Source organism: Virgibacillus doumboii (assembly GCF_902806455.1).
Taxonomy (GTDB): domain Bacteria; phylum Bacillota; class Bacilli; order Bacillales; family Amphibacillaceae; genus Lentibacillus; species Lentibacillus doumboii.
In genome coordinates this window covers 2772419-2788556 of the sequence record NZ_CADCWQ010000001.1, presented here as the reverse complement: position 1 = coordinate 2788556, position 16138 = coordinate 2772419, and the positions used below count along the sequence as shown (strand labels likewise).

Annotated in this window: 19 protein-coding genes and 1 other annotated feature; of the genes, 12 read left to right on the top strand and 7 right to left on the bottom strand. The window is 40.5% G+C overall.

Annotated elements, in window-relative coordinates; all coding sequences use genetic code 11:
- Positions 1 to 49: 49 nt before the first annotated feature.
- Positions 50 to 298, top strand: coding sequence for a hypothetical protein (locus tag G6R02_RS13885; protein WP_425509044.1), 249 nt, complete (start codon positions 50 to 52; stop codon positions 296 to 298).
- Between the two features lies 1 nt (position 299).
- The gene (locus G6R02_RS13880; protein ID WP_164669823.1) at positions 300 to 680 is read left to right on the top strand and encodes a retropepsin-like aspartic protease; all 381 of its coding nucleotides are present in this window, start codon (positions 300 to 302) and stop codon (positions 678 to 680) included.
- Between the two features lie 594 nt (positions 681 to 1274).
- Here G6R02_RS13880 and G6R02_RS13875 read toward each other — a convergent pair.
- The 3 genes from G6R02_RS13875 to G6R02_RS13865 form a co-directional block, all read right to left on the bottom strand.
- On the bottom strand, positions 1275 to 1730 hold the full coding sequence (locus tag G6R02_RS13875; protein ID WP_164669822.1) for a DinB family protein: 456 nt from the start codon (positions 1728 to 1730) through the stop codon (positions 1275 to 1277).
- Positions 1731 to 2336: 606 nt separating this feature from the next.
- Positions 2337 to 3920 (bottom strand): phosphoglycerate dehydrogenase, encoded by a 1584-nt coding sequence (gene serA / locus G6R02_RS13870; protein ID WP_164669821.1) that lies wholly within the window; start codon positions 3918 to 3920, stop codon positions 2337 to 2339.
- Positions 3921 to 3931: 11 nt separating this feature from the next.
- Positions 3932 to 5068, bottom strand: a complete 1137-nt coding sequence (locus tag G6R02_RS13865; RefSeq protein WP_164669820.1) for a pyridoxal-phosphate-dependent aminotransferase family protein — start codon at positions 5066 to 5068, stop codon at positions 3932 to 3934.
- A 125-nt stretch (positions 5069 to 5193) separates the two neighbouring features.
- Positions 5194 to 5447 (top strand) — a binding site (T-box leader).
- Positions 5448 to 5498: 51 nt separating this feature from the next.
- On the opposite strand from G6R02_RS13865, the gene G6R02_RS13860 reads away from it, so the two are divergent.
- From G6R02_RS13860 to G6R02_RS13850, 3 genes are read left to right on the top strand one after another with little or no spacing between them, the layout of a single operon-like run.
- Positions 5499 to 6710: an MFS transporter gene (locus G6R02_RS13860; RefSeq protein WP_164669819.1), complete on the top strand. Its 1212-nt coding sequence runs from the start codon at positions 5499 to 5501 to the stop codon at positions 6708 to 6710.
- A 42-nt stretch (positions 6711 to 6752) separates the two neighbouring features.
- Entirely contained in the window at positions 6753 to 7505 is a 753-nt protein-coding gene (locus tag G6R02_RS13855) for a hypothetical protein (protein WP_246202568.1), read from the top strand.
- A gap of 57 nt (positions 7506 to 7562) precedes the next feature.
- On the top strand, positions 7563 to 8366 hold the full coding sequence (locus tag G6R02_RS13850) for a metallophosphoesterase (protein WP_164669817.1): 804 nt from the start codon (positions 7563 to 7565) through the stop codon (positions 8364 to 8366).
- A gap of 38 nt (positions 8367 to 8404) precedes the next feature.
- On the opposite strand, the gene G6R02_RS13845 is transcribed toward G6R02_RS13850, so the two are convergent.
- Complete coding sequence (locus tag G6R02_RS13845; RefSeq protein WP_164669816.1) at positions 8405 to 9895, bottom strand: glycine betaine uptake BCCT transporter; 1491 nt, start codon at positions 9893 to 9895, stop codon at positions 8405 to 8407.
- A gap of 188 nt (positions 9896 to 10083) precedes the next feature.
- Between G6R02_RS13845 and G6R02_RS13840 the strand changes: the two genes are divergently transcribed.
- The 3 genes from G6R02_RS13840 to G6R02_RS13830 all read left to right on the top strand — a co-directional run bounded on the left by G6R02_RS13840 (position 10084) and on the right by G6R02_RS13830 (position 11366).
- On the top strand, positions 10084 to 10614 hold the full coding sequence (locus tag G6R02_RS13840; protein ID WP_164669815.1) for a GNAT family N-acetyltransferase: 531 nt from the start codon (positions 10084 to 10086) through the stop codon (positions 10612 to 10614).
- Positions 10615 to 10871: 257 nt separating this feature from the next.
- Entirely contained in the window at positions 10872 to 11063 is a 192-nt protein-coding gene (locus G6R02_RS13835) for a transcription initiation factor TFIIIB (RefSeq protein ID WP_164669814.1), read from the top strand.
- 12 nt (positions 11064 to 11075) lie between these two features.
- A complete protein-coding gene (locus G6R02_RS13830) occupies positions 11076 to 11366 on the top strand; it encodes a TIGR04104 family putative zinc finger protein (protein ID WP_164669813.1) in 291 nt (96 codons plus the stop codon).
- 258 nt (positions 11367 to 11624) lie between these two features.
- On the opposite strand, the gene G6R02_RS13825 is transcribed toward G6R02_RS13830, so the two are convergent.
- The gene (locus tag G6R02_RS13825) at positions 11625 to 12071 is read right to left on the bottom strand and encodes a DUF5392 family protein (protein ID WP_164669812.1); all 447 of its coding nucleotides are present in this window, start codon (positions 12069 to 12071) and stop codon (positions 11625 to 11627) included.
- 244 nt (positions 12072 to 12315) lie between these two features.
- Here G6R02_RS13825 and G6R02_RS13820 point away from each other — a divergent pair, with 244 nt between their 5' ends.
- Entirely contained in the window at positions 12316 to 12627 is a 312-nt protein-coding gene (locus G6R02_RS13820; RefSeq protein ID WP_164669811.1) for a hypothetical protein, read from the top strand.
- A 14-nt stretch (positions 12628 to 12641) separates the two neighbouring features.
- Positions 12642 to 13154 carry a GrpB family protein gene (locus G6R02_RS13815; RefSeq protein WP_164669810.1) on the top strand — a complete coding sequence of 171 codons (513 nt, stop codon included), beginning with the start codon at positions 12642 to 12644 and terminating at the stop codon, positions 13152 to 13154.
- Here the strand turns inward: G6R02_RS13815 and G6R02_RS13810 are convergent.
- Positions 13151 to 14410 carry an MFS transporter gene (locus G6R02_RS13810; RefSeq protein ID WP_164669809.1) on the bottom strand — a complete coding sequence of 420 codons (1260 nt, stop codon included), beginning with the start codon at positions 14408 to 14410 and terminating at the stop codon, positions 13151 to 13153. The two genes, G6R02_RS13815 and G6R02_RS13810, sit on opposite strands and share 4 nt — an antisense overlap.
- A 12-nt stretch (positions 14411 to 14422) precedes the next feature.
- Complete coding sequence (locus tag G6R02_RS13805) at positions 14423 to 15007, bottom strand: TetR/AcrR family transcriptional regulator (RefSeq protein WP_164669808.1); 585 nt, start codon at positions 15005 to 15007, stop codon at positions 14423 to 14425.
- Between the two features lie 212 nt (positions 15008 to 15219).
- Between G6R02_RS13805 and G6R02_RS13800 the strand changes: the two genes are divergently transcribed.
- Together G6R02_RS13800 and G6R02_RS13795 are read left to right on the top strand one after the other, a co-directional pair.
- Entirely contained in the window at positions 15220 to 15663 is a 444-nt protein-coding gene (locus G6R02_RS13800) for a hypothetical protein (RefSeq protein ID WP_164669807.1), read from the top strand.
- An 82-nt stretch (positions 15664 to 15745) separates the two neighbouring features.
- Positions 15746 to 16132 (top strand): VOC family protein, encoded by a 387-nt coding sequence (locus tag G6R02_RS13795; protein WP_164669806.1) that lies wholly within the window; start codon positions 15746 to 15748, stop codon positions 16130 to 16132.
- Positions 16133 to 16138 lie beyond the last annotated feature (6 nt).

Genomic DNA, 16138 nt, shown 5'->3' with positions numbered 1-16138 from the left:
TATGGTAAATGTCAAAATAGTGATATAATAATGTTAAATGAAAGGGGCGGTGGAATTGAAATGGCCAGAAGTTAGAAATATGTACCCGGATCAATTTGTTAAACTGAAAGTACTATCGTCTCATATTGAAAACTATCAAGAAATTATAGAAGATGTGGCTGTTATAAGACCTGTAGCAGACGAATCAGCAACAAATGAACTTTTAAAATCAAAAAATGAAGATTTAGTTTATCACACTTCCCATGAAAATATTGTACTTGAATTCCGGCAAGATGTAGGGTTGAGGAGATTCTACTAACATGAAAATAAAATACAAACATGGATTGTTACTAGTGGATATGACGCTAAGGTATAATGGAAAAAATAAAGTGATTGAAAATTTGGTAGTTGATACAGGAGCTGCTCGAACACTTCTTTCTCAAAACGCAGTAGATGATATTGGTATGCAGGTTGATTTACATGATAAGATTGTCACTTATTATGGAATTGGTGGAAAAGAGTATGCATTTAGGAAGAATGTGGACAGTATCCAAATCAGTGATTATACGATTGAAAACATCGAAATCGATTTTAATGACTTTGGATATGAGGATATTAATGGATTACTTGGATTAGATTTGTTAATGCATGCAGGATTTACTATAGACTTATTACAGCTTGAAATGAATAGAAAGGGTTGAGGGAAATCCTAAAGGGTTCCTTTTATTTTTAGAGTAGAAAGCTTGTTGAAGTCTTCCTCACATTATACATTTCTGGGGTAATCTCTTTTTTGTTTAACTTTCGGATGACTATAAAGCATCTTAAGCAAACGGGCGCTTAATTTAATTAGGAAAGAGGTGAAAGTTTGAAACGAGTACCTCTGATTATATCACTTTTTTTATCCATTTTCGTTGCGTTCTTAAACTTTTCGGATCATAGTTATTTTTATGGTACATTAATGGCTATTATTTCTATTTTAGTCATAATTAAACTAATAAGGCAATCCACAAGAACAAATAACAGAACAAGTTAAGCAATACGATCGGGCGCAAATCTGGAATAATACTTTGCCCGATATTGCCTTAAAGGGCGTATTTCCTTAATAAGGATTTGCACCCTGATATAATAATTAATTACACATACGTTATAAGTTGAGTTATAAATTCATAGCCAGCCAAAAAAGACACTAAATCCAAATAAAATAATTGCAATTAATAAAAGCCTTTGGAATGATTTTCCCTCGATACTAACAAATATCGGAAAAGATTGTGCGACAATAGGGAGCTGCAGTCTATTTAATTATTTAGTACTTTTTTCATTGCATTAACCCGACCGGAGTGATTACCATCGTGGAATGCTGTCAAAGCTGCAAGTTCGCCGTATGTTTGCGCACCCAGCACAGCTTCCGGAAGTTTATTATTAAATTTTTCTGGAGGGATTTGCTTGATCCGCTTCAGCTGGCTGTTCAATTGTTCGACAAGCTCATAGGTGCTTGGCACATCATCAGGCCAGTTCGCTGGGGTGGTGCCATATCCGAATAGATCTTTGTAGCGCTCCGGGAGATGCTCGGTATTTTCCGGGTAACCGAACAAAAATTGCTCCGCTGTCGTCAGTACATGGCCGATATGCCAGTGGATTGTATTATTGAATCCCTCTGGTTGTTTATCAAGTTTCCCTTCGTCCACATCATTAATTTCATTTATGAATCCATTGCGCGCAATACTTAGCTGCGAATAAATCAGATTACTCATTTTTATCCCCCTATTTCTTTTTTATAATGTAATTTCATTATATCAATTCATGTCCATTTCACAAAATGATGAAGTCGTATGTTCTGTGTAATAGGAGTGTGGTCTGAAGTACAAATAAAAACATGTTGGTTATTTACTACTTTCCGAACGTGAAAGCCCATCGTCTTTAGACATGGGATGAAAGTGAGGTTAATACGGAGTGCCATACAAATAAAAGGTTTATGTGGCACTCAAGTATCTGAAACAGTTGCAGAGGTAATCCAAATGGAAAAAAGTATTTTGAAATAATACTTGACTTTAACTATTCTAACAAGATAATATAAATGCAAACATACGTTCCTAATTCATTGTTGTAAAAAACAATTCTAAATTTAGGAATTAGGATTAATGTAATCTATAAGCGGTGTGATACCATCGGGTTTGCAAAATCCAAAAGATGCGGTCGTTAATAGTGACAAAAGTTGCTTTGGCCGTGAAAGTTCTGAAGGAAATGGTCCCAGTATCTTGAACTACCCTAAATGCCGAGCGCATGAAAAAACAAACTGTGGCTGCCAGTTGGAAGAAGGACTGTGAATTCAGAACCCCATTGCTTTAGCTGTGGGAGTATCAGAAATCCACTGCTGTCACATCGTTGATTTCTTCCAACGATTTCAGCTCTTCCAGACCTTCCCTTTCCATATGTTTATCGATTGTCAACATCATAATAGCATCGCCGCCAATATCCGACCGGTCTACTTGCATGGTCGCGATGTTAATCTGATGTTGTGCAAGCAGGCTCCCCATTCTGCCGATTACACCCGGCTGGTCGTTGTGATGGATGACAACGATATGTCCTTCAGGGGTAAAGTCGACATTATAGTCATCGACTTTCACTATCCGTGATCCCAAGCCATTTAATAACGTTCCGGAAACGCTTCGAACACCCAATTTTGTCCTCACTTCAACAGTTAATAGATTGGTAAATCCTTTTGTTGTGGCGGTCTTATTTTCGTGAATGGCAATTCCTTTTTTCTCGGCTAGATAAAGCGCGTTTACGTCGTTGATATGTGTGCCGAGATGTCGCTTCAGCAAGCCTTTCACCGTGTTTCTGGTAATTGGTGCGGTCTTCAAGCCGGATAATTCACCAGAATAATAGATTCTAATTTCCTCAATCACTTCTTCGGTCATATGGATGAGAAATGTCCCCAATTTTTCAGCCAGATAAAAATATGGTTCGATTTTGCTTAGGAGTTCCCGTGGCACGGATGGGAGATTTACCGGATTTTTTGCCATACCGCCAGTTAAAAAATGATGGACATCCTGGCAAACATCAACTGCAACATTTTCCTGTGCCTCGATGGTGCTTGCCCCGAGGTGGGGGGTTGCGATTACTTCCGGTAATTCCAGCAGTCTATTCTCTACAATTGGTTCGTCCTCAAAAACATCCAATGCAGCGCCTGCAACTTTACCGGAAATGATAGCTTCATATAGTGCCTCTTCATCAATAATACCGCCGCGTGCACAGTTGACAATCTGCACGCCGGGCTTCATCAACTTAAAAGCCTCGTTATCAATCAGGTGTCGTGTTTCTTTTAACAATGGAGTATGAACGGTAATAAAGTCGGCTGCAGCCAGCACTTCGTCAATGGTACCGTACGTAATTCCCAGTTTTTCTGCCTTTTCTTCTGTTAAAAAAGGATCGTATGCCATGATATTCATTCGCTGTCCTTTAGCTCGATGGGCGACCTCGGTACCAATCCGCCCAAGACCGACCACCCCGAGAGTTTTGTTCTTCAATTCGACGCCGACATATTTTTTCCGGTCCCACTGATGGTTTTTCAATGCGAAATAAGCTTGCGGGATTTTCCTGGATAACGCCATAATCATGGCCATTGTATGCTCTGCCGCTGAATTGGTATTTCCGTTCGGGGCATTAACCACGATAATTCCATGTTCTGTAGCAGCATCGAGGTCAATATTATCGATGCCGACACCTGCACGGCCGATGATTTTTAAATTGGCAGCTTTGCGGATTATTTCACTTGTAACCTGTGTCTGGCTCCGAACCAGCAGGGCATCAAAATCTGTAATTCTATCACTCAGTTCATCAGCAGTTAAACCAGTATCAATCACGACATCTATATTTTCCGCAGTTTGAAGCGGCTGCAGACCGTCTTCATTCAGCGGATCAGCAACTAATATACGAAACATTCTCCCAACTCCTAACCTAAATAAATTTCCTGTGCTGCCCGTGTTCCTTTGCCGAGCTCAACTTTATTACCGATTTTCCTCAGACTAATTTCAATGATGCTGATAGTTTGTAAAATATCCGCTGGCGAGCAGTAGCCCATGTGGCCAATCCGGAAAATTTGCCCTTTCATGTGCTGTTGACCACCTGCTGTTTCAAGGCCGAACTCCTGTTTAAGCACGCTACGCAGCTTTTCAGGATCAAAATCGTCGGGTTTAACCGCGGTCACCGTGGGTGAGGCTGAATCATCATTAGTCAGCAATGGAATATCCAGTGCACGAAATGCTGCTCTTGTCATTTTCATCAGCAATTGATGTCTCGCAAAAACTTGCTCAAGCCCTTCATCTTCAATAAGCTCAAGGACCTTCTCAAGACCAAATAGAAGTGGTAATGCCGGTGTGAATGGTGTTGAATCTAATGAACGGTATTTCTTTAGATCCAAATAAAAAGGCGGCTGTTTTTTGTTATCAATTACCTGCCAGGCGTGCTCACTCAAAGCAACCAAGGTTAACCCCGGCGGAAGCATCATGGCTTTTTGCGAACCGGTTACCAATATATCGATGCTCCATTCATCCATTTTCACTTCAACTCCACCAACACTGGAAACACCATCCACGATGAACAAAGCATCCGAATTTTTATGTACGACAGCTGCGAGTGCCTGAACGGGATTCAATACACCTGTGGAGGTTTCGCTGAACGTGGCAAATACTGCTTTTATCGATGAATATTTTTTAAAATATTCTTCAATCGCAGCAGGTGACACGGCTTTTCCCCATTCAACCTGATAACGATGTGTCTTGGCCTGATATGCTTCACATATTTTGGCGAATCGTTCACCAAATGCCCCTGTGACAATGACTAACACTTCATCTCCGGGATGTATCGTATTCGCAACAGCTGCCTCAAGCCCGGCAGTTCCGCTTCCGGTAATGAGTAGGACATCTTGCTCTGTTCCAAAAATGGGATTCAGTCTGGGTTTGACCCGTCGCAGCAACTCCTTGGTTTCCGTACCTCTGTGACCGATCATCGGCTGGCTCATTGCCCGCTGAACACTTGGAGGGATTGGTGTGGGGCCGGGAATTCTTAATAACTGCTGATCAGGTAGCATTTTTTCGCCTCCCATGTTTAGTAAATTTTATATAGCATAGCAGAAAATGGGTTGTTGTCAACAGCTTTTAAATTTCTTCTTTACATCACCAAACAGCTTTGGTAGTCTATTCTTTAACTAAATCGAAAAAAGCGATGATGAGAAGAGTAGGTGCGTTTCGTTCTTCACAGAGAGTTCCGGATGCTGAAAAGGGGCAGGAACGAACGTACTGAACCAAGTCTCTGAGCATCACATTGGAACCGCAACGGGGATAGTGTGACAGGTGCTCCTGTTACAGAGCCAGGGTATAAGTATTCAGATACCGTACCTGATAAGTTTAATATGGTGACATATTATAAAACAGAGGTGGCACCGCGATACGCGTTAACTCGCCCTCAAGATTAAATTCTTGAGGGCGAGTTTTTTTATTTCAAAAAAGGAGTGGATTTGAATGGGCCGCAATGCATGGAAGTATGCTTCAATTTTATTGTTTGGAATTGGTTTATCAAATGTCGGTGATTGGATTTATTTGATCGCTTTAAACCTGATTGTCCTGGATATGACGGGTTCACCGCCGGCCGTGGCTGCATTATATATTCTCAAGCCACTCGCTACACTAGCTACAAACAGCTGGGCAGGCAGTCTCATCGATCGGCTGAATAAACGAAATCTAATGATCTTCCTGGATATTTTTCGGGCAATATTTATCGCGTTTTTGCCAGCTTTCTCATCACTTTCGTTTATTTATTTGCTGGCGTTCTTTATCAATATGGCCAGTTCCATGTTTGAACCTGCATCAATGACTTACATTACAAAACTAATTCCAGCCGGACAGCGGAAACGGTTCAATTCGCTGCGCAGTCTGATCGACTCAGGAGGATTTTTGATTGGTCCGGCAATTGCAGGGATGTTGTTTATCATTGGTACGCCAATTTTTGCGATTTATATGAATGCAATCGCACTATTTTTGTCAGGCATTATTACTATGTTTATGCCAAATCTTGAAAAAAATATCACCATTCAGCAAGAAAGGCTCTCCATGACACTGTTGAAAAAAGATTGGCACGCCGTTGTCCGTTTCAGCCGTCAGCACGGCTATATCATGATGATCTACTTTCTGTTCAGCTTTATGATGGTAATGGCAACCGCAATCGACTCACTGGAAGCGGCCTTTGCCAAAGAAGTCCTTCAGTTATCTGATGGCAAATACGGGTTTCTTGTCAGTATTGCAGGAGCTGGGATTGTTGTCGGTGCAGTTATCAATGCTGTATTTGTGAAAAAAATATCAACTGCAACGTTGATTGGTGCAGGTTCCATCTTTGTTTCCGTTGGTTATATTGTATATGCTTTTTCCAGTGGTTTTTTCATAGCTGCTATCGGATTTTTTGTGCTATCATTCTCGCTCGCATTTGCCAATACAGGCTATTATACATTTTATCAAAATAATATCCCTGTTGATGTAATGGGAAGGATAGGCAGTACGTACGGTTTTATCGAAGCAGTTTTAATCATCGTGATGACGTCGATCATGGGAATTGCTGCTCAACTGATTTCGATTCAAACGGTCGTAATTGCCGGGACGTTGATTATGCTCGGTGTTACTGGTGCATTATTTTTTGTTAGTGCCATACCATTGAAAAAGGCAAAATACAAAAGCGCATAGGCTGGAATGTATGCTAAAATTTATGTATCAGGGGGTGAAGCTGTGGGTTCTACAAATGATGCAATACGAAAATTAATCACCTCATTTGCTGCCATAACAATCATATCCATCAGTTTGGGTTATATGACATTAGTGGATATGGACTCGCCATACAACATGGGAAACAAGGTAATGGGTTGGACATTCTTTTATGGTATGTATGTAGGCCCGATTATCCTAATTTACGGGAATGCTGTTTCAATAGGGCTGGAATATGTGCAGAACAAATGGTTCAGGCAAAATAACGTCTTGTATATTTTACTCCATGGCGTCTTTGGTCTGGCAAATGGCTTACTGTTTCAGTCTTGGAACTTTGCGTTATTGGGTATAACAGCGGCGTTATTATATGCCATTATTGACAGGTGGGTATATAAACGATTAGACCACCAACAGGGAGTGAAGCAGTTTTTCCTTATTCCTGTTCTCATTTATGCATTGTCATGGGGAGTTTTGCAGCTTGTTTCACTAGATATGCCTCCTTTTACAAAAGAGGATGCTGTGGAGTTTGCCACTTCAGGAGAAGGAACAATTATTGAAATTTTCCCTGAAAAGATCGGTAAATGGGAAGGAACAATCGATGGCTATCAGGTTGTACGGGAAACAAATGTAAAAGAAGTTGACGATGAAAAATATATAGTGACCTTCACTGAATCCTGGGAAAAAGATGCTGAAACCGGATCACGGTATTTTTCGTATGAAGTGGAACGAGGGACATTGACGGCACATAAAAATGGCGGCGGCAAACCTCCTTACTAATAGGGTGTGGTAGTTATCTTAAAGTTTTTTACAAAAAAGAAAATAGTAATTTTTACAATGTTTATCATCTTAGCAATCGCATTTTCATACCATCAGAACAGTGTCTTATCGGTAACGGAAATTGACGTTCAATCAGATGAATTGCCGGAAAGCTTTGATGGATACCGGATTGTTCACTTATCCGACTTACATAGCAAAACATTTGGTGAGAACCAATCAAGGCTGGTTGAACAGGTTAAAAATGAGAATCCGGATTTAATTGTGTTTACCGGAGATTTGATTGATAAACGTGATTTTAATAAAGAACCTGGCATAACGTTACTGAAAAAAATGGTTTCCATTGCGCCAACTTATTTCGTGACCGGAAATCATGAATTGCTGTCGGAAGATTACCCTTCTTTGGAAAAGGATTTGGAAAGTGTAGGGGTCACTGTACTGAGTAATACTGCAGAAACGATACAATGGAATGGTGATACAATTACGATTATGGGTGTTGGTGATCCGGTCAATGCAGGTGATGCCAATGCTCAAAAGGATGCAGTGAGTCAATCAATCAGAAGTATGGAGACAATTTCTGATTTTACGATTCTCCTGTCACATCGCCCGGAGTTATTTTCCATATATCAGGATAATCAGATTGATGTAACGTTTACCGGTCATGCGCACGGCGGGCAGTTCAGGCTGCCGTTTGCTGGCGGGTTGGTAGCACCCAATCAGGGATTTTTTCCGAAATATGCAGCCGGGAAGTATGCCGAAAATGGCTCTGTTATGATTGTCAGCAGAGGTCTCGGTAATAGTATCATTCCACAACGTTTATTTAACCGGCCGGAAGTTGTAAGTGTTACATTATCCGCCGAATAAAAAAATGAGGCTGCCCCAAACCGGGACAACCTCTTTTCTTATTTTCCTCTTGTTGCGAATTTGACTTCTTTATTAAGCGCCTTGAACAGCGCGATGATCATCAGAATCATGACAAACGAGAATGGTAATGCGGCGACGATAATGGTATTCTGAATCGCCGTCAACCCACCGACATAAAGCAAAATAAGTGCAACTGCTGACTGGGCAATACCCCAGACAATTTTGACGTTATTCGGCGGTGTCAATGATCCGGATGTTGACTGTATACCAAGCACAAACGTTGCCGAGTCTGCTGATGTAATAAAGAATGAAGCAATCAGCATAATCGCTATAAGTGATAATATGAGCGATAATGGCAACTGATCAAACATATTAAACAATACAAGTTCTGTTGCATATTGGGTCAAATCAACACCACTGTTTTGAACGTCACCTGCTGTTGTTCCGAATGCTGCAAACCAGATGGAAACAACAAGTGTCGGTAAGATCAGTACCCCGGTCAAAAACTGACGGATTGTACGTCCGCGGGAAATACGTGCGATGAACATTCCAACGAATGGTGCCCAGGAAATCCACCAGGCCCAGTAGAAAATAGTCCATCCATCAAGCCAGCCACGATTGTCTCCTTCAAGCGGAGCTGTACGGAAACTCATTTCGATTAGGTTTTGCATATATAATCCAAACGTCTCGGTAAACATATTAAGAATCAGCAAGGTCGGTCCAACAATCAAGACGACAATAAGCAATAAAATGGCAAGCACCATATTGGTATTGGATAAATATTTAATCCCTTTGCTCAACCCGGACCATGCGGAAATTAAGAACAAGACTGTAACAATGGATATAATCACAAACTGAGAAGTAAATCCTACGTCAATACCGAATAAGTGTGACAGCCCGCCATTAATTTGCACTGCACCAAAACCAAGTGATGTTGCCACCCCGAAGACGGTTGCAAAAACGGCCAGTACATCAATTATGATTCCGAGCGGCCCGTTCATTTTTTCACCAAAGATTGGCTTTAGGGTTGCGGAAATTAAACCCGGTTCATCTTTGCGGAATTGGAAAAATGCTAATGCGAGTGCGACAATCCCGTACATTGCCCAAACGTGAAGACCCCAGTGGAAATAAGAGTAGGAGAGTCCTTGTTTAAACGCTGTCCCGGTTCCTGTTTCGCCTGTTGGTGAACTTGTCATATAGTGTGATAACGGCTCTGCAGCACCATAGAAAACAAGTCCGATACCCATTCCGGCGGAGAACAGCATGGCCACCCATGTTGTTGTTGAGAAATCCGGCTTGTCATTGTCTTTACCAAGGCGGATTCTTCCATATGGACTTACTGCGATGAAAATAGCAAATATGACTAGGGCGGACATTAGCAGCATGTAATACCACCCGAATGATGTTGCGACATCAGATTTGATTTGATTGGTTGTTTCCTCGAATTGTGCTGGAAAGGCAGCACCAAGAGCAACTGCTATTATGACTAATGCTAACGTTATGTAAAAAACGATTGATACTTTCTTCATGTAGCCCCCTGTTTAAATTTTGACATGTTAATTACGATTATAAACAATATCAAAGTCGTCGGGATAATGCAATTGCTCGAAGATTAGAAAAAGTAAAACAATACTTTTGTGATAGTAAAATAAAAGGATATTGGAGAATGTTTGTCGAAAAGAAAAAGTAAGAAGAATAGTAAAGGAATGAATCGTCAATGGAGATAGATATTAGTTTTTTTGGCAAAGATGATGTCGATCTGAACAGAATAGCTGAACTATACTGTAAAACGTTTATCGGAGAAAAATTCACTCCTAAAGACCTGGAAAGTACGGTTGAAAATATCAATAAACATGCTTGCTATGAGGGGTTTAAAGGGATAAAGGCAATAGATGACATTGGGAAACTGCAGGGATTTACTTATGGTTATACCAGTTTGCCGCATCAATTTTATCGAAAGAAACTTGGGGTGCAACTTACGGACCAGCAAAATGCCAAATGGCTGAAGGACTATTTTGAATTTGTTGAGCTGGCTGTAGATTCATCTGCTCGGCGTATGGGGATCGGCGGCCTGCTGCATGATAAATTGCTCGATGGACTTGATCAGCAGACATCTATTTTAACAACTTCCGTAGACAATGACCCTGCTATAAAATTATATATGGGTAAAGGATGGGAAATAATCAGTGGGAAGGCACCTGTAATTTCTGAGGCTGACCCTCAGGTTATTATGGGGAAAGTATTGTAAATGTGAAACGAACAGTGCCCTGTGTCCGTATAAATGTTATAGGAGTTCTTACATGTTTTCGAATGCATTTTGGGTATTATTTGTATTGGGATTTGGTTAATTTGCCATTCGAAGCAAGCAGAAGAGGCGAAAGCAAACACCATACCGTAACAAAACAAAGCAGAAAAAAGAACGTGAAAAACTAATTGCCATCGAAAAGAAAAAAAGCAGACGCGGCGGACCACCTATGGCTTAATAACAGAAAAGGAGTAATAATGATGAATCATTCAAACAACGAAATGGAATGTCCTAAATGCGGCGGCAGGGATTTTGGCACCGGTAAACAGGCAGGGTATGCCAGAATGAGTTCAGGACGCTTCAACATGGGCTCAAACATATTGCATACCATCTGCACGAACTGCGGGTTTATTGTGGAAAGTTATGCAGAAAAACCGCAAAACTTTAAGTAGGGGTGGGTTCAAATGCCTGTTTGTCAGAACTGTGGGAAGGGATGGACATGGAAACAGGATGTAAAAGCTTCGTTCAGAATGAAATGTCCTCACTGTGACAAAAAGCAATATGAGACAACTGACTCCAGGAGAAAAGGCAGTATGTTTGCATTTTTACCACTGATTATTATTTTGCCTGTTAATGCATTGTTTGATTATAACTGGTTGGTTATGTTAATTTTAATCGCTATTTCGGTGTCCATAATTGTGATTACATATCCATTTATCCTGAAACTGTCCAATGAACAAGAGCCATTGTGGTAGATGAATATTTTTCCACATAAATAAACGCTAGAGGTGAGTTATCAACCGGAGAGAGAACTTATCAACCGGAAAAACATTATATCAACCCGAGGGAAAATATATCAACCGGTCACGTAAGAATATCAACCGGAGAAGAAATATATCGACCCCACAAGAAATATATCAACCCGAGAGAGCAAAAATGAACGGATTAATCGATGACAGCAATCCCCATTAAAAAAGAGAACCTTCTAATCAAAAGGTTCTCCATAAATGAATCTAGTTTTCCATCATTCTTCGTTTACGCTGATCTTCCTCAGTCAGGAAGTTCAGAAAGGTGTGGAAACCGAATTTCGGGCGGCTTTTAATCGTGCTGATATATTCCTTTTTTTGATAGTCGTTCATATGCTCGCTTTTATTGATCCGTTTAATAAAGTGTTCCATACCAATTTGCTGCATTTCTTTTTTCACATGCTTGGATTCCTTGTATAATGCAATTCCAACAGCGGCCATTAATGCGTATATTGCTAAAATAGGCATATTGTTCAAATACCAGCCGCCTTGTATCAGTGAAAAGAACAGATTTACAAACGCAACGGTAATTAACGGCATTGCAAAAAGAGTATACCTGGAGCTTTTCTTCAGTTGCGGTTTTAATTTTTCGGTGACAATTTCTATTTCTCTTTCGATGAATGCTGGCATGTCCTTCATCATAAAGTTATTCATAGTATCTCTCCTTGAAAATCGTATATAAAAAAGACCCGACCACTAAAAATGGTAAGGTCTTGCTAACAACAGTCAGTTGCCAGCAAAGCCGAGAGTCGATAAACTCTGTAATGACGACTTTGCTGTAAAAGCTACTCCCCTTAAAGGAATATTAATCTAGTTATATTATACACCATTATTGACAGCTTCACCATAAAATATGCTCAGAAGAGTTTTTTCAGATTGTGTAGAGGAGGTGGAATCTATGTTTTTAAAAACTGCCATATTGACTTCCGTACAACTATTGATTATTTACCTGTTTGCATTGGAGCAGAATTTCCGGTTTGATATGGTAATATTTCCATTCAGCCTGGTGATGGTATTATTGGCGGTTTCCTACACATTTTTGAAAACCGGTTATGATGTGAAGCGGGAAGGAATGCGGGTTTGGGGTACTGTTGCCTTTAAGGATAAACCGGAAAAGAATGCGGGACCATATAAACTCACCTTGTTTAATTCCTTTTTCATGTCGTCAGTTTGTGTAATGTTTTTGGGAATTATTATCACCTTTCTTTAGACAGGAGGCAATTCATGCGAAAAGTCGAAGTAGTACCTTACAATAATCAGTGGCCATTCTTTTTTGAAAAAGAATCCGGCGAATTAAAAAGAATTTTCGGTACGGAAATTATTGAAATTCATCACATCGGAAGCACGTCCGTGGCAGGTCTGTCTGCAAAGCCGGTTATCGACATGATTCCTGTTGCAAGGGATATAACACAGATTGATGCATATAACGATGCAATGAAAGAAAATGGGTACGAAGCAATGGGGGAAAATGGAATACGTGGCCGCAGATATTTTCAAAAGGGTGGCGATGAGCGGACGCATCATGTACATATTTTTGAAGCAGGTGATCCTGCTATTGAACGCCACCTGGCATTTCGAAACTATTTGCGGGCACACTCGAATGCTGCCAAACAATATGGTGACTTGAAAGAAGAGCTGTCAAGACTGTTTCCCTATGATATGGAATCGTACATCGAGGGCAAGGCGCAATTCGTAGCCGACATGGAACAAAAAGCACTTTTGTGGTATCGGAATTAATCACTGACTTTCCGGGCTATTGCGTGCGGTCCTTCCTGTGTCTGCTTCATGACATAGGCCATCATTAACACACCAGTCATGCCCATTACAAAGATGCCTCCACTGATAACATATGCGGGAAAAAGTCCTCCGAGTGTAATGGTGGCACCTGCTATGATCATTGCTCCCTGTCCCATAAAACTGTTTAGGGCCAGGTATGAACTTCGGTATGATTCGTCCGCTAAATCGGCAAGCAGGCTTTGGCGAACCGGGGCATACATTAATTCTCCGATTGAAATGAAAACCATCAATCCAATCAGCAGCATGGGTGACGACGTGTAGCTTAACAGCGAATAACTGATAACGAAAAGTGCCATTCCGAAGATAAGCCGCCGGTAATCGGTTGTTTTTCTGACCAGCCAGCTTACCAAACCAACCGCCAGCACGATAAGTAAAGTATTTTCCGCATGCAGTATACCAATCATGTTTATACCATCAATGGAAAATAATCCGAACAGGGAAGTTTCTTCGACGCTCTTCTCCAGGTGAACGGCAATGTAATTCGTCAAATGATTTTCCATCGAGATGACACATAATGTTGCGATTAAAAAAATCATGTATGTACGGTCTTTTAATACGGTTTTATAGTTGGACCACATGGACACGGATCCAGCCTGCTCTGCAGTAGCTTCCTGTTTTTTGACAAACGTTTCGTCGATATACAGATATGTAATTAAGGAAGAAATCAGGGTAATAACAGCTACCAAAATGAACAGGAAGAAATGATAATCCTCAAACAGGAATGCGCCTGTAATCGTTCCAAGTGCGGTTGCCAGATTCGCAATCCAATAAATTGCCGTAAACACGAAATTGCGCTCCTGTTTTTTTACTAAATCATAAATCATGGAACTCGAAACTGGCACATAAACACCATTGCAAAACATATTAACCAGAAAAAGGACAAAGCTGACGTATGGCATAACTGCCCATGGCGAATTGAAAAAGGCAATTGCCAGAAAAGAAATGCCTAACCCCAATTCCGCAAACACCAGCAGCTTTTTACGGCCAATTTGATCGGACCAAAAGCCACCGAACAACCCCCCGACGATTCCAGAGCAAATAACCAAAATCACAAGTAGCCCTGTTATTTTTGTTCCGACCAATCCGCTGAAATAAACGGCGATGTAGGGCATTATTGTCGTACTTGCCAGTATAGTGAAAAACTGCAGATACAGGCGGATTTTAATGGATTTGTGCAACTGATTAAATCGCTTCATTGCTCTGCCTCCTTAATTGACAATACCGAATAATCGTAACGCCTGATTTTTAAAGGCATTAGTTAACTGCACGTTTGCATGATCAGTAAAAGTAAGTCGAGCACCCATCAGAAAGGCGAGGTATCCATATCCAACTTCCTGGGGGGTGCTTTCCGGCAAAAATCCTTTTTCCATACCAATCTTTACAATATCCTGAACGAACGAAGTGAACTCATCTGAAAACTGGTCTAATTCCTCGATTTCAGTAAAACGTTCCGGCTGACCAATTACATATTGAACGACACGTAAGTAATGTTCTTTTTCCAGGAAAAAATCAACATGCTGCTCAATAAGTTCTTTCAGTTTTTCAAGTGTCAAATCTTCCAGTACTTTTTGAGATTCAATCATGTGCGTCCTGAATTCTTCGAGTGGTTCTGTAACGCACAAATAGAACAATTTTTCCTTATTCTCATAGTAGGTGAATACAGTACCAAAACTGACATCAGCTTCATTGGCAATATCTTTAATGGTCGTTTTTGAATAGCCATTATGGGCGAAAAGCTTTAAGGCAGCCTTGAAGATTTGATCGCGCTTTTCATTTGAACGAGGTTTAGCCATGATAGTAGGGCACTCCTTTATATATAAATTTTTAATTGATTGATTAATCAATCATCATTATAAATGACTTTTTTATAATAGTAAAGGGTTTTATGGAAAAAGTTTTTTAGACCAAATCTGGCATGGGTGATTTCAAAATGCACAGGCTATTTTTTTAAAAACGAAACCTTACCAGGCCAAAATCGACCAATAACAAAAGGGGGTATTTTGAAATGAATAAATGTATGCTTGTCATCTTATTTCTCGTAGTAGTTGGGTGCAGCCAACAGACTCCGCAGAATATTCCTGCAAATCCACCCTCCATGTTTGCTATAATTGATGGTGAAGAATATTTAATGGAAGCAGGAGGTTATCAGTGGAAAGTGAAACAGGGCGGAACAACCAGGGTGACAAATGCTGATGCTGCTTCGCCAAATCAGATTGCCGAAGACTTCGCCCCAATAGCCTTGGAAAAAAACAGCAAAGTGGAATTTGCAGCAGGAAACAATCCTGACCTTACCGCTTATTTATGGAATAATACAGGAAGAGTAAAGGAAATTCCTTTGCAAAATAACCAAATACAGGTTCCAGATAAAAACGGACGTTACATTTATGAATTAAGAGGTAACTGGCCGAATGGTGAGGCATCCTATACGATAGTTGTGAAGGTAGAATAATATTTACATAATGGATCTTGTTCATATCTTAAGTAATTTATTGTTATAATTGAAATAATAGTTCAGGAAATGGAGGGTGATTATGAAAATAAAAATTACGAGTGTGTTTGTCGGTGATCAGGACAAGGCGCTGAAATTTTATACCGAGGTACTGGGTTTTGAAAAAAAGACCGATATCCCGGCCGGTGATTTTAAATGGCTGACCGTCGTATCACCTGATGAGCCGGATGGTGTCGAGCTGTTGCTGGAACCGAACGACAATCCAGCTGCAAAAAAATACCAGAAGGCAATTTATGATGAAGGGATTCCGACTACATCGTTTGTTGTCAGTGACGTTCAACAGGAATACGAACGATTAAAAAATCTGGGTGTGAAGTTTACGGCCGAACCAACCGAAATGGGTCCGGTAACCTTTGCTATATTCGACGATACATGCGGGAATCTTATTCAGATATCACAAGAAAGATAAACATAG

Coding starts and splice junctions, on each gene's coding strand:
- G6R02_RS13845 (WP_164669816.1), bottom strand. CDS start 9,895: ATGAAGAAAGTATCAATCGTTTTTTACATAACGTTAGCATTAGTCATA.
- G6R02_RS13835 (WP_164669814.1), top strand. CDS start 10,872: ATGAATCATTCAAACAACGAAATGGAATGTCCTAAATGCGGCGGCAGG.
- G6R02_RS13820 (WP_164669811.1), top strand. CDS start 12,316: ATGTTTTTAAAAACTGCCATATTGACTTCCGTACAACTATTGATTATT.
- G6R02_RS13850 (WP_164669817.1), top strand. CDS start 7,563: ATGTTTATCATCTTAGCAATCGCATTTTCATACCATCAGAACAGTGTC.
- G6R02_RS13805 (WP_164669808.1), bottom strand. CDS start 15,007: ATGGCTAAACCTCGTTCAAATGAAAAGCGCGATCAAATCTTCAAGGCT.
- G6R02_RS13865 (WP_164669820.1), bottom strand. CDS start 5,068: ATGCTACCTGATCAGCAGTTATTAAGAATTCCCGGCCCCACACCAATC.
- G6R02_RS13795 (WP_164669806.1), top strand. CDS start 15,746: ATGAAAATAAAAATTACGAGTGTGTTTGTCGGTGATCAGGACAAGGCG.
- G6R02_RS13875 (WP_164669822.1), bottom strand. CDS start 1,730: ATGAGTAATCTGATTTATTCGCAGCTAAGTATTGCGCGCAATGGATTC.
- G6R02_RS13825 (WP_164669812.1), bottom strand. CDS start 12,071: ATGAATAACTTTATGATGAAGGACATGCCAGCATTCATCGAAAGAGAA.
- serA (WP_164669821.1), bottom strand. CDS start 3,920: ATGTTTCGTATATTAGTTGCTGATCCGCTGAATGAAGACGGTCTGCAG.
- G6R02_RS13815 (WP_164669810.1), top strand. CDS start 12,642: ATGCGAAAAGTCGAAGTAGTACCTTACAATAATCAGTGGCCATTCTTT.
- G6R02_RS13830 (WP_164669813.1), top strand. CDS start 11,076: ATGCCTGTTTGTCAGAACTGTGGGAAGGGATGGACATGGAAACAGGAT.
- G6R02_RS13880 (WP_164669823.1), top strand. CDS start 300: ATGAAAATAAAATACAAACATGGATTGTTACTAGTGGATATGACGCTA.
- G6R02_RS13840 (WP_164669815.1), top strand. CDS start 10,084: ATGGAGATAGATATTAGTTTTTTTGGCAAAGATGATGTCGATCTGAAC.
- G6R02_RS13800 (WP_164669807.1), top strand. CDS start 15,220: ATGAATAAATGTATGCTTGTCATCTTATTTCTCGTAGTAGTTGGGTGC.
- G6R02_RS13810 (WP_164669809.1), bottom strand. CDS start 14,410: ATGAAGCGATTTAATCAGTTGCACAAATCCATTAAAATCCGCCTGTAT.
- G6R02_RS13860 (WP_164669819.1), top strand. CDS start 5,499: ATGGGCCGCAATGCATGGAAGTATGCTTCAATTTTATTGTTTGGAATT.